Origin of the sequence: Desulfuromonas acetexigens (genome assembly GCF_900111775.1) — a bacterium.
Classification (GTDB): domain Bacteria; phylum Desulfobacterota; class Desulfuromonadia; order Desulfuromonadales; family Trichloromonadaceae; genus Trichloromonas; species Trichloromonas acetexigens.
Window position 1 is genome coordinate 323,247 of record NZ_FOJJ01000012.1, and the last position, 13,111, is coordinate 336,357.

Below are 13,111 nucleotides of genomic sequence, written 5' to 3' on the forward strand. Positions count from 1 at the left end.
ACTTATCCAATCAACGAGGAGAACGCATGCTTACCGCGAAAGATATTATGACCACTCAGGTCTACACCGTCACAGCCGAGACCGAAGTGGACGAACTCGCCCGGCTCTTTGCCCAGTACAATGTCAACGCCCTGCCGGTGGTGGATGGCGAAGGGCGCCTGGAAGGGGTGGTGACGGAGACGGATCTGGTCGAGCAGGACAAACCGCTGCATATCCCTACGGTTATTTCCATTTTTGATTGGGTCTTCTATCTGGAAAGCGAAAAGACTTTTCAGGAAGAGGTCAAGAAGATCACCGCCCGCAAGGTCGGTGAGATCTGTTCCCGCGAGGTCACTACCTGCACCCCTGACACTCCGGTCGCCGACATCGCCGGGCTGATGGTCGATCGTTCGGTGCATCTTATCCCGGTGGTCGACGGCGAGAATTTGCTCGGGGTCGTGGCGCGTTTCGACATCATCCGCTCCATGCGCTCCTGATCCGTGCTTTCCTGGACGCTGGAAACGACCTCGCCGGAGCGAACCCGGGAACTGGGGAAGGCCTTGGGGCGCTTACTCGGCCCGTCCTCGGTGGTGCTGCTGCACGGCGAGCTGGGGGCCGGCAAGACCTGTTTCACCCAGGGGCTGGCCCGGGGGCTGGAAGTCGCGGAGGATGAACCGGTGACCAGCCCTTCTTACACACTGATGAATCCCTACGCGGGGCGGTTGCCCCTTTATCATTTCGATCTCTACCGACTGGTTTCGGTGGAGGATCTGGTTGACCTCGGTTTCGACGATTATTTCCATGGCAACGGGGTGACGGTCGTTGAGTGGGCCGATCGTTTCCCGCAGCTGGTGCTGGAAGGGTTGCGGGTGCGTCTGGAGCACACAGCGGATGATTCCCGCCGGATTACCCTGGAGGCCGACGGGGAGCCCTATGGTCAACTGCTCGATTCGTTGCGGCGGGATTGGACGATTGTGGGAGATGCGGAGTGAAGGAATACGATCTGGCGGTGATCGGCGGCGGTCCGGGGGGCTATGTCGCTGCCATCCGTGGCGCCCAGCGCGGCGCCCGAGTCTGTCTGGTGGAATCCGACGCGGTGGGGGGAACCTGCCTCAATCGGGGTTGTATTCCGACCAAGGCCCTCTATAGCAGTGCCCGTCTGTTGCGCTCCATGCGCGACGCGAGCAGCCATGGCATCCGCCTCGCTGAGCCCGTCTTTGATTTCGCTACGGCGGCCGAGCGCAAGGATGGCGTCGTCTCCCAGTTGGTCGACGGGGTCGCGCAGTTGCTCAAGGGCAACGGTGTCGATCTCTACTCGGGTCGGGGCTTTCTCGAAGGCCCGGGGCGGGTCGGAATCCGCGGCCAGGGGGCGGTCGGGCACCTGCGCGCCAAGGCCGTTATTCTGGCCACGGGCGGGCGTCCGCTGGTCCCCGAAGGCTTCGCTCCAGCTGGGAAAAATGTTTTGACCAGCGATGAATTTCTTGCTATTAAGGATCTTCCCAAGAGCCTGCTCATTGTTGGTGGCGGCTACATAGGCTGCGAATTCGCCGGGATTTTTTCCGCTTTCGGTGTCGCCGTCGACATCGTAGAACAGCTTCCCGTTCTGCTCGCGCGCAGCGACCGGCAGGCGGTGCGTGAAGTGGAAAAGTCCTTCAAGGCGGCCGGGGTCAAGCTTCATCTCGACACCGCCGTCACGGATGTCGAATCCCGCTCCGACGGGGTCCATGTCCGGCTTGCCAACGGCGAAACTCTCCAGGTCGAAAAAATCCTCCTTTCCGTCGGGCGTCGTCCCAACAGCGAAGGACTCGGGCTCGAAGAGCTCAGAGTGCGCCTGGAGCGGGGGGCCGTGGTGGTCGATGACGGGATGCGCACGAGCGTCGACGGTCTCTATGCCATCGGCGATCTGACCGGGGGTTGGCAGTTGGCTCATGTGGCCTCCTATCAGGCCGAGATCGCCGTGGAAAACGCTCTGGGCGGAGAGGCCCGAGCCGATTACCGGGTGGTGCCGAGTATCGTTTTTACCGATCCGGAGATCGCCCAGGTCGGGCTGACCGAGGAACAGTGCCGGGAGCAAGGTCTCGCTTATCAGGTGGGCCGCTTCGCTTATCTCGCCTCGGGCATGGCCCTGTGCGCGGGAGAGCCACGCGGGACGGTGAAGATTCTGGCGGAGCAGGACGGCGGGCCGATTCTCGGCGTGACCATCGTCGGCGCCGACGCCTCGTCGCTCATTGCCGAGGCTTCTTTGGCCATGAGCCGCAAGCTTTCGGCTCGGGAACTGGCCGCGGGAATTCGCGCCCATCCCAGTCTGCCGGAGATGATCAAGGAGGCTGCTGAGGATCTTTCCGGGCTGGCGGTTCATCGGCTGGGGCGTGCGGCGTCCCGGCGCAAATCATCCGACGCTTAACCTATACGACCCCTAAAGTCGTTTTTCCAAAAGGAGGAAGAGGGAATTATGGCCCTGGTTGTGCAGAAGTACGGCGGGACTTCCGTAGGTACCATCGACAGAATCCGCAATGTCGCTCGTCGCGTGGCCAAAACCTACGACGAAGGCAACGATGTGGTGGTTATCGTTTCGGCCATGTCCGGCGAAACCAACAAACTCGTGGCCCTCGCCAACGAAATGTGCGAGTTCCCCAGCGAGCGTGAATATGACGTGCTGGTCGCCACCGGCGAGCAGGTGAGCATGTCGCTTCTTTCCATGTGCCTGCAGTCGATGGGTTACAAGGCCAAGAGCTACTGCGGCTTTCAGATCCCCATCGTCACCGACAGCGTCTTCTCCAAGGCGCGCATCGAAAAGATCGACGACAAGAAGATCCGCGAGGATCTCAAGAGCGGCACCATCATCATCGTCGCCGGCTTCCAGGGGATCGACAAGGACGGCAACATCACCACTCTGGGGCGCGGCGGTTCCGATACCTCGGCGGTGGCGGTGGCGGCGGCGATCAAGGCCGACGTCTGCGAGATCTTCACTGACGTCGACGGTATCTATACCACCGATCCGCGTATCGTCCCGGAAGCCTCCAAGATGGAAAAGGTCTCCTACGACGAAATGCTGGAGATGGCGTCCCTCGGTTCCAAAGTGCTGCAGATCCGCAGCGTCGAATTCGCCAAGAAATACGGTGTGGTTGTTCACGTCCGTTCGAGTTTTAACGACAATCCAGGTACTCTGGTCACGAAGGAGGATGCTGATATGGAAGCCGTTCTGGTTTCGGGAATTACCTACAACAAGGATGAAGCCAAGATTTCCGTGCTGCGGGTTCCCGACAAGCCGGGGATTGCCGCGAAGATCTTCTCCCCCCTGTCCCACGCCAACATCACCGTGGACATGATCATTCAGAACGTCTCCCATGAAGGGTTCACCGATCTGACCTTCACCGTGCCCAAGAGCGATTTCAAAAAGGCCCTGAAGATCGTCGAGGAGACTGCCAAAGAGACGGGCGCCGCTTCCGTCACCAGCGACGAAAGCATCGCCAAGGTTTCCATCGTCGGCGTCGGTATGCGTTCCCACTCCGGTGTCGCCAGCAAGATGTTCCAGACCCTGTCCCAGGAGGGCGTCAACATCCAGATGATCTCCACCAGCGAAATCAAGGTTTCCTGTGTCATCGATTCCAAATACACCGAGCTGGCGGTGCGGGTATTGCACGAAGCCTTCGATCTGGCCAAAAAAGACATCAAGGCCGAATAGTCTCGACACGAACGCAATCGAACCGGGAGATCATGTAGGGGCGCAGCATGCTGCGCCCCTACGTCCATGGTCTTGTGAGAAACGGGGATACAAGCATGAATCAGATCAAGCTCTACGATACGACCCTGCGCGATGGTACTCAGGCCGAGGAGGTGTCCTTTCTGGTGGCGGACAAGATCCGCATCGCCCAGCTGCTGGACGATCTGGGCATCCATTACATCGAGGGGGGCTGGCCCGGCTCTAACCCCAAGGACATCGCCTTCTTCAAGGACATCAAGAAGGTCACCTTGAAGCAGGCGAAGATCGCTGCTTTCGGGTCGACCCGTCGGGCCAATACCACGCCGGACAAGGATAATAATATCCGCACCCTGGTCCAGGCCGAACCGGATACCGTGACCATCTTTGGCAAAACCTGGGATTTTCATGTCCACGAGGCCTTGCGCATCAGCCTCGAAGAAAATCTGGAACTGATCTACGATTCTCTGGCCTATCTCAAGCAGCATGTCGGCGAGGTCGTCTATGACGCCGAGCACTTTTTCGATGGCTACAAGGCCAACCCCGAATACGCCCTGAAAACCCTGCAGGCCGCCCAGCAGGCCGGTGCCGACTGCATCGTGCTGTGCGATACGAACGGCGGCACCCTGCCCCATGAGCTGCCGGCGATCATCGAGCAGGTCAAGCAGACGGTCGCCACCCCCCTGGGGATCCATACCCATAACGACGGTGAGTGTGCGGTGGCCAACTCCCTCATCGCCGTGGCCCACGGCATCGTCCATGTGCAGGGGACGATCAACGGCTTTGGCGAGCGCTGCGGCAACGCCAACCTCTGCTCCATCATCCCCGCCCTGCAGCTCAAAATGGGCAAAAACTGCGTTGGTGAAGGCCAGCTCAAATCCCTGCGCCAGCTCTCCCGCACCATTTACGAGTTGGCCAACATGGTGCCGAACAAGCACCAGGCCTACGTCGGCAACTCGGCCTTCGCCCACAAAGGCGGGGTGCATGTCTCCGCCATTCAACGCCATCCCGAAACCTACGAACATATCCGTCCCGAGCTGGTTGGCAACTGCACCCGGGTGCTCGTCTCCGATCTCTCCGGGCGTTCCAACATCCTGGCCAAGGCCGAGGAGTTCAACATCAATCTCGACAGCAAGGATCCCGTGACTCTGGAAATCCTGGAAAACATCAAGGATCTGGAGAACAAGGGTTTCCAGTTCGAAGGGGCCGAGGCCTCCTTCGAACTGCTCATGCGCCGGGCTCTCGGTACTCTGCGCAATTATTTCTCGGTCATCGGCTTCCGGGTCATCGACACCAAGCGCCATGAGGATGAGAAGCCGGTTTCCGAGGCGACCGTGCAGGTCAAAGTCGGCGGCCGCATCGAGCATACCGCCGCCGAGGGGAACGGGCCGGTCAACGCCCTCGACAACGCCCTGCGCAAGGCGCTGGAGAATTTCTATCCACGCCTGAAGGAGATCCGCCTTTACGACTACAAGGTTCGGGTTCTGCCGGCGGGGAAGGGAACGGCCTCCTTTACCCGCGTCCTCATCGAATCGGGGGACAAGGAAAGTCGTTGGGGGACGGTGGGGGTCAGCGATAACATTATCGATGCTTCTTACCACGCCCTGGTCGATGCCCTGCAATACAAGCTGCTCAAGGATCAGGACAACTGAGGGTGAATCCCCCCCGGGGAACCTGCCTGCTGGTGGGGTGCCTCGTCTTTTGCCTCGGCTTTTTTTGCGGCCGGCGGATCTTTTTCGACGAAGACCCGCCGGCCGTTGCGTTTTCCGCCCCACCGACCCTGCCGGTTTGGCTCGGGAACGGGTTCACCCGCCCGGGGCTCCATCAATTCTCTGACGCTTCTTCCTGGGCGAGCGTCATTGAATTGACGGATGGGGAGACGGCTCGGGAATGGCTGTCCCTGAAGCTTCCCAGTCGGCCGCCACAGCCCGGAGAACGTCTTTCCCTGGGCCTCGACGAGGCGGAAAAGCTCGTTCTGGTCAGGGATTGGTTGCCGGCGGAGCAGCGTATGGCGTTGGGGGTCGCTCTGCATCCGGAGCGCATGAGCTTGGACGATTGGCAGGCGTTGCCGGGGATCGGCCCGAGACTGGCGGAACGAATCGAAGCAGACCGTCAAAAAAATGGCGATTTTGGGGATTTTGAAGCTTTGCTACGGGTTCCGGGGGTGGGTAGGAAGTCGCTCGAACGTTGGCGGAAATATTTTGAATGAATGATAAGTTCTCGATAACTAACATAAAATTCTGAAACATAAGGCTCCTTTGTGATGCTCCCAGGGATTCTGGCACGTCTTGTGTAAACGCTTATGAGTGTTGACAAGGGGTTTCCCTGTTGAATTCCATCCAAGGAGAGAGCCATGAAATGTCCTAAGTGCCGAGCCAGGATGTACGCCGAGAAATATTACGATTTCGTCCGTTCCTTCGACGCCTGGAAATGCTGCTCCTGCGGAGAGTTGCTCGACCCCACCATTGTCGCAAACCGCGCCCGCAACAACCAGTATTTCCTCGGCTGATCGATTCACTCGCCCAACCGTGCCTCTTCAAGCGCCGGAAACCCAAGGTTTCCGGCGCTTTTTCTATAGGTGCGCGGGGAGAAAGGAAGGCCGCGGAGGGTTGGGCGGTCAGGTTTCTTGCCATTCCGGCCGGGAATTGCTAGAGTTTGGCTGGATTCACGGGCCGCTGAAACGAATCATCCCGGAGTTTTTCCCAGCCGATTCCCTGTCCCGACCGATACGAGGCATCCCATGCTTTCTCCGATCATCCTCCCCCCCCTTGAAGAATCGATGCAGGAAGCCACCCTGGTGCGTTGGCATGTCCAGGAAGGGTGCCGAGTGGAACCGGGCGTCCCCCTGGCCGACTTCGCCATCGGCGGAAAGACCCTGCTTCTGAGCGCCCGCGAATCGGGCGAGGTGGTGGTGTTGCGGATTGAGGAAGGGTGTACGGTGCCGGTCGGAACGCTGCTGGCGGTTCTCGACCGCGCACCGGCGGCGCATGATGAACCCTCCCCGTCCGTTCCGGGGAAGTCGGTCAAGGTGCGGCGCATCATCGCCCGTAAGATGCAGGAGAGCTGGCGCACTGTCCCGCATTTTTTCGTGACCGTGGCGGTGGATATGACCGACGTCATCGGTCTGCGCAAAAGCCTTGGCGTTACCATCAACGACTTCATTCTCGCCGCCGTGGTCCGCTCCCTCCATGAGCATCCCTGGGTCAACAGCCTCTGGCTCGATGGCGAGGCGGTGGAGCAGAAAACCATCAGCCTGGCGATGGCGGTCGCTACCGAAGGCGGGCTCTATTATCCGGTGCTGTCTGACTGCGGTCGTCTCAGCCTGCGGGAACTCAGCCGTCGGGCTGCCGAGCTGGCCACCAAAGCCCACGAAGGACGGCTGGAGCGACGGGAAATGGCTGGCGGCACCTTTACCGTTTCGAACATGGGGATGCTCGGGGTCGAGTCCTTCAGCGCCATCATTACCCCGCCCCAGGCGGCCGTGCTGGCGGTGGGAACGATTCGCGGCGAAGTGGTGGTGGAGGAGGACGGCGAACCGGGCATCGCCCCGATGCTACGCCTGACCCTTTCCGCCGATCATCGTATTCTCGACGGTGCCGACGCCGCCGAGTTCCTCGGTACCCTGAAAAGTTACCTGGAAGCGCCGATTACCCTGGAGGCAAAGGGCGATTGCGAATTCTGATGAGTGATATTTTTTGCAGAGGGGATGACCATGAATCATAAAAAATTGGCAGCTGAAGCCTTATCCTGGCAATGCGACCCGGCCCAGTTCGAATTCGCTTCGACCGCTGAGCTTCCTCCCCTCGAAGGGACCATTGGCCAGGACCGGGCGGTTACCGCCATTGAGTTCGGTCTCGGCATTCGTGACGGCGGCTTTAATCTCTTTGTCCTCGGAGAGCCGGGTTCCGGGCGCTCCTCCACCATCCGCAAACTGCTCAATCGACGCGCTGCCGATGAGCCGGTGCCGGATGACTGGTGTTATCTCAACGATTTCAAGGAGACTGGCCGAGCCGTCTGCCTGCGTCTGCCCACCGGCCGGGGCAAGGAACTGCAGAAGGAGATGGAGGCGCTGGTGACGCGCCTGGCCGAGGAAATCCCCAAGGTCTTCGAAAGCAAGGAATACGAACAGCAGAAGGGGCAGATTGCCGCCGCCTATCAGGAAAAGCATCGGCAGCTGTTTGAGCGGCTGGAAGCCGAGGCCAACCGCAACCGCTTCGTTTTGCAGCGCTCGGTCAGCGGCTTGGTGCTGGTCCCGACCAAGGGCGGGCAGCCCCTGTCGCAGCAGGAGTACGAGGAACTTTCTGACGAAGAACGGGAGGGGCTCGACCGCAGCGGCAGCGAACTGCAGGAACACCTGGCAGAAGTCATGCGTCAAGTGCGCGACCAGGAAAAGGAGATGCGCGCAGAGACGACGAAAATGGAGAAGGAGCTGTTGCTCTACGCCATCGGTCATCTCTTCGAGGATCTGGAGGCGCGTTACGGTGAGCACGCGCAAGTGCTGGAACATTTCGCCGACTGCAAGAAAGACCTGCTCGACCGCATTGACGAATTTCGCCCCTCCGAAGGGCCGACCCTGGCCATCCCCGGCCTCAAACAGCTCAGCCAGGAACCTTCTTTCGACCGCTACCGGGTCAATCTCTTTATCGACAATAGCGAGCTGACCGGGGCGCCGGTCGTCTACGAGGCCAATCCGACCTATTTCAACGTCTTCGGCCGCCTCGAACACGTTATCCAGATGGGTAACGCCATCACCAACTTCACCATGATCAAGCCGGGGGCGCTGCATCGCGCCAATGGTGGTTACCTGATTCTCGACTGCCGCGAGGTGCTGATCAACGTCTTTACCTACGAGGCCTTAAAGCGCAGCATCCGCAAGCGGGAGATCCGCATCGAGGATATGGCCGAGCAGTTCCGGCTCATCGCTACCGTCTCCCTCAAGCCGCAACCGGTTCCCCTCGACTGCAAGATCATCCTCATCGGCACACCCCAGCTCTATTATCTGCTGTATCAATTCGACCAGGATTTCCGTAAATATTTCAAGGTCAAAGCCGACTTCGACCGGATGATGAAAAATACCTGGGAGAATGTTCAGCAATATGCCCTCTTCGTTGCCTCCAAGTGTCGGGAGGAAAGTCTCCGTCACTTTGCGCCCAGTGGCGTCGCCCGGCTGGTGGAATATTCGGCGCGGCTGATCGAGGATCAGGGGCGGCTCTCCTCCCGTTTTCTCGACATCGCCGACCTGATCCGCGAGGCTTCCCATTACACCGAACGCCACGGTCACGAGCTGGTCGGCGCCGAGCAGGTGGAACTCGCCATCGAGGCGCGCATCTACCGGTCGAATAAGGTTGAAGAGCGGATTCAGGAGTTCATCGAGGACGGCACCCTGCTGGTCGATACCCAGGGGGCGGTCGTTGGTCAGGTGAACGGTCTTTCCGTCTATATGCTTGGCGATTATTCCTTCGGCAAGCCTTCACGGGTGACGGTGCGCACCTTTCTGGGCAAGGGGGGGATGATCAACATCGAGCGGGAGGTGAAACTTTCCGGGCCGAGCCACGACAAGGGGGTGCTGATTCTCAGCGGCTTCTTCGGCGAGCGCTTCGCCCAGGACAAACCGTTGGCGGTGGCCGCCTCCATCTGCTTCGAGCAGTCCTACGGCGGGGTGGACGGCGACAGTGCTTCTTCCACCGAACTCTACGGATTGCTCTCCTCTCTCTCTGGCTTACCGATCCGCCAGGGCATCGCCGTGACCGGCTCCGTTAACCAGCGTGGCCAGATTCAGCCCATCGGCGGGGTCAACGAGAAGATCGAAGGCTTCTACGCGGTCTGCAAGGCTTTTGGGCTCAATGGCGAACAGGGGGTGATGATTCCGGTGCAGAACGTGAAAAACCTCATGCTCAAGCCCGAGGTCATTACCGCCGTGCGCGAGGGGCGTTTTCACATCTGGGCGGTGACCACCATCGACGAGGGGATCGAGATCCTCACCGGCGTCCCCGCCGGCGAATGGCAAGCGGGCGGCTCCTGGCCGGAAGGTTCGGTCAATGCTCTGGTCGACCAGCGCCTGCGGCAGATGGCCGAAGCCCTGCATAAATTCGGCGCCGGCAAGGAAGGGGAAAAGTAGGGGCGATTCACGAATCGCCCGGCTTCACTCAGCACTACCAGAACGGCCATTTCCCCGTTTGCAGCACATAGATCCCCAGGGCGAGATTGGCCACGGCGTGGCTGAGGATGCACTGGGCGATGCTTTTTGTTCGGTAGAGCAGCAGGTTGAAGAAGGCCCCAGCCATCATCCCGGCCAGATAGTGGTTGTGCTCCAGGCCGAAGAGCACCATCGTCGCCAGGAAGGAAAACCAGGTAAAGCGGCCGATGGCGATCTTCATGAAGTCCGGTTCGATAACGTAGCGCAACAGGAAGGACCGCCAGAAAAGTTCCTCCATCACCGGCACCACCAGCACCGCCCCGGCCAGGCGCGCGGCAATCATCGCCGTACGGGGCGCGCCCTCGGGAATCGTCCCGGGATCGAAACCCCGGGGTTCGCCAAGGGTGGCGAAGCCCCAGTCCATGTTGATCCAGAGAATAAAGATTAAAATTCCCGACAGCAGGCTGAGGGCCGTATGCCGCAAGCAGTTCAGATCAGCCAGGCGGATTTCTGTGTAGCGTCGCCACAAAAGAACCAGACAGAGCCCCACCAGCGCCGCTTTCACGGGGTAGAGATAGAGCAGTTCCCCCTCGTTCCAGGGGAGCAACCCCCGCCCCGTTAGGAAGCGCGCTCCCTCCTCCACGCCGATAAAGCCCATGAACAGGGCGAACGGCGCAATCCGAATCCATCCCTCCGAACCCATGTCTCTCCCTCCTTTTCCCCTTTGCTGTTTGCGATTTTTCTTTTATACGTCAGGAGGGCAAGTTTGTCGAAGTCTTCCGTGCCTCATCGAATGAACTGTGACGAATTTCGACACTTGTGTCGGAATGTTTTACATGTCACGGCCCTGTCCGCGCCCTCCGAAGTTTTAACCGTTTGTTATATATATAGAATTTATGTGGCATGAGAATTGAAAAAACAGGTGCTTTTATGAGTGCGATGAGCGCTCGGAGTCGCTATATGATCTCGGAGGGGGTGCGAGGTTTTCCATGTTCGACCGGAAATGCCGAGAAAAGTTAGATCTCCTCGGGCGCATCGCGGAAGCGGTTGGTGCCAGTGACGAACTGTCCACGGTCACTCACCTGATTGTCGAATTGAGTGTCGAGTTCCTGGCGGCACGCCGGGGCTCGCTGATGCTCTTGGACGCCCATCAGGAGCTTTTTATCATCGCTTCCGTGGGGATGGACCGAGAAGCCGCCCGAGCCTGGCGCGGTCGTCTCGCCCGGGGAGTGGCGGGAACGGTTGTCGCCCAAAGCACGCCGCTTTTTTGCGCCGACGTTTTGGCCGACGGGCGTTTCCCTGAAGGGTGCCGTGAGCCTGTTCCCGCCCGTTCCTTTGTTTCCTCGCCGATCATCGGCAAGGACCGGGTGCTGGGTGTGCTCAACTTTTATGACCGCCTCGCCGCTCCTTTTGATGCCGACGATCTCGATCTGGTGGGGGCTGTCGCCGCCCTGGCCGCCCTGGCCCTGGAAAAGTTGTTGCTGGCCCGAAACTATCAGGAACGAGCCGCCGATATCGAAGAGGCCAACCGCCGCCTGATTGCCCAAGATCTGGCCAAGACCGAGTTTTTGACCCGCCTATCCCATGAAATACGCACGCCCTTGAACGCGATCCAGGGGGCCATGCATCTGTTACGCGACGAACGCATCAGCGATGCGTCCGGCCGCGAGGAATTTCTCGATATTGTCGCTACGGAGACGGAGCGGTTGCTGGATATGGTGAACCGGCAGCTCGACTTTCTGCGGATTGAAGATGAAAGCCGCATGCTGCGCAAGACCTTCCTCGCACTGGAAACCATTCTGCGCGAGGTGTTGCGGGCGGCTCCGGGGCAGAAATCCGCTCGTTACCGGCAGTTGGAGGTCGAGCTCGACCTTCCCCCCAGTCTGGAAGAAGTGATCGGCGACAAGATTCTCGTAGGGCAGATGTTCGTGCACTTGCTCGACGGACTCGCCGCCTATCTGACTAAATCGACGAGGCTGCGCATTACCATCCGCGAAAAAGAGGCGGTCGGGGTCATCCTGCAGGCCTTTGAAGAAGTTCCCGAGACGGTGCAGGACGGGTTGCTGGCGGTCAAAAATATCTATCGCTCAGACCGTCCCGAGGAATCGGTCAAGTTTTACCTGGCGATGAAGGTGGCGGAAAACCACGGCTGGCGGCTCGGCATTGGCAACAGCGATGAAGGTTTTCGGGTCAGCCTGCACATCCCCCGGGCCCAGGCCATGCGGCGCGATACGGCCCTGGCCATGGTCATGGATCGGGCCCTCGGCTTTGTTTCGGAAGTGCTCGGGGTTGACACCTGCTCCCTCATGCTCAGCGATGAGCTGACCGGCGAACTGACCATCCGCAGCGCCCTAGGTCTCGACGACTGGATCGTGCAACAGACCCGCATCCGCCCCGGTGACCGCATCGCCGGCTGGGTCGCCCAGGAAGGGCAACCGGTGCTGATCGAAAATATCGAAACCGACGTCCGCTTCGCCCGCAAGAACCTGAAGGGGCAATATCGCTCAAATTCCCTCCTCTCTCTGCCCTTGCTGCATCAGGGGCAAGCGGTCGGCGTGCTCAACCTGAACAACAAGAAGAACGGTGAACCCTTTACCGAGCGGGATCTCGCCCTGGCCGCGCCGATCTGCGAGCGGCTCTCCCTGCTGCTCGAAAAGACCTCCCACAGTTGCGAACACGAAGGGGAGTTGCGGGATCTGGTCGCCGGCCTCGACGCTTTGCTTACCGCCGAGCAGCGCTACCGGAAAAAGAGTTCCCGTTATGCCGAGCTCTTGGTAAAGGTGCTGGAAGAACTCGGCGCCGGCTCCCGCGAAAAGGCATTGGCCCCCTATGTCGCTTTGGTTTATGATCTGGGGTTGATCGCCCACGATGAGCACCTGGCGACGCGCAAACGTCCCCTGACCCCGGTCGAGTCTCTGGTCATTCGCAATCATCCCCAGGCCACCCTGGATATGCTCGAATCGATCGAGTCTTCCCAACTGGTCGCCAAGGCAGTCCTTCATCATCACGAACGCTTTGACGGTCAGGGTTATCCCGACGGTCTCAAGGGGGACGAGATCCCACTCATGGCCCGGGCCCTGGCGATCGTCGACGCCTACTGCGCCATGACCGAGGATCGACCCTATCGCGCCGCCCGCGGCTCCGACGAGGCTTTACGGGAACTGGAGGCGGGGGCGGGCACATTGTACGATCCCCTTGTCGTCGAAGCCTTGCAGGCGGCCCTGGCTGGATGAAAGACGTTATGTTTCTTTTTTGCGACAGAGTAAGTTCCTGATTTTAAATGGAAACAAGAAGAC

11 protein-coding genes are annotated in these 13,111 nt (G+C 59.8%); 10 read left to right on the forward strand and 1 reads right to left on the reverse strand.

Features of this window, described 5'->3' with window-relative positions:
* Positions 1–26: 26 nt before the first annotated feature.
* The 9 genes from BQ4888_RS08035 (at position 27) to BQ4888_RS08075 (ending at position 9,797) form a co-directional block, all read left to right on the forward strand.
* On the forward strand, positions 27–476 hold the full coding sequence (locus BQ4888_RS08035) for a CBS domain-containing protein (RefSeq protein WP_092056192.1): 450 nt from the start codon (positions 27–29) through the stop codon (positions 474–476).
* A 3-nt stretch (positions 477–479) separates the two neighbouring features.
* Positions 480–971, forward strand: a complete 492-nt coding sequence (gene tsaE / locus BQ4888_RS08040; protein ID WP_092056193.1) for a tRNA (adenosine(37)-N6)-threonylcarbamoyltransferase complex ATPase subunit type 1 TsaE — start codon at positions 480–482, stop codon at positions 969–971.
* Entirely contained in the window at positions 968–2,383 is a 1,416-nt protein-coding gene (gene lpdA / locus BQ4888_RS08045; protein ID WP_092056198.1) for a dihydrolipoyl dehydrogenase, read from the forward strand. Before tsaE ends, lpdA begins: the two co-directional genes overlap by 4 nt.
* Positions 2,384–2,431: 48 nt before the next feature.
* A complete protein-coding gene (locus BQ4888_RS08050; protein ID WP_092056201.1) occupies positions 2,432–3,664 on the forward strand; it encodes an aspartate kinase in 1,233 nt (410 codons plus the stop codon).
* A 95-nt stretch (positions 3,665–3,759) separates the two neighbouring features.
* Positions 3,760–5,331, forward strand: coding sequence for a citramalate synthase (gene cimA / locus BQ4888_RS08055; RefSeq protein WP_092056203.1), 1,572 nt, complete (start codon positions 3,760–3,762; stop codon positions 5,329–5,331).
* 2 nt (positions 5,332–5,333) lie between these two features.
* A complete protein-coding gene (locus BQ4888_RS08060; protein WP_092056205.1) occupies positions 5,334–5,888 on the forward strand; it encodes a ComEA family DNA-binding protein in 555 nt (184 codons plus the stop codon).
* Positions 5,889–6,032: 144 nt separating this feature from the next.
* Positions 6,033–6,188: an SIR2 family protein gene (locus BQ4888_RS08065; protein WP_092056208.1), complete on the forward strand. Its 156-nt coding sequence runs from the start codon at positions 6,033–6,035 to the stop codon at positions 6,186–6,188.
* Between the two features lie 231 nt (positions 6,189–6,419).
* A complete protein-coding gene (locus BQ4888_RS08070) occupies positions 6,420–7,361 on the forward strand; it encodes a dihydrolipoamide acetyltransferase family protein (RefSeq protein WP_092056210.1) in 942 nt (313 codons plus the stop codon).
* 30 nt (positions 7,362–7,391) lie between these two features.
* Complete coding sequence (locus BQ4888_RS08075) at positions 7,392–9,797, forward strand: Lon protease family protein (protein ID WP_276609543.1); 2,406 nt, start codon at positions 7,392–7,394, stop codon at positions 9,795–9,797.
* Positions 9,798–9,831: 34 nt separating this feature from the next.
* Here the strand turns inward: BQ4888_RS08075 and BQ4888_RS08080 are convergent, their stop codons facing one another.
* Positions 9,832–10,518, reverse strand: coding sequence for a CAAX prenyl protease-related protein (locus BQ4888_RS08080; RefSeq protein WP_092056216.1), 687 nt, complete (start codon positions 10,516–10,518; stop codon positions 9,832–9,834).
* Between the two features lie 286 nt (positions 10,519–10,804).
* Here BQ4888_RS08080 and BQ4888_RS08085 point away from each other — a divergent pair, with 286 nt between their 5' ends.
* On the forward strand, positions 10,805–13,048 hold the full coding sequence (locus BQ4888_RS08085; RefSeq protein WP_092056219.1) for a GAF domain-containing protein: 2,244 nt from the start codon (positions 10,805–10,807) through the stop codon (positions 13,046–13,048).
* Positions 13,049–13,111: the final 63 nt, after the last annotated feature.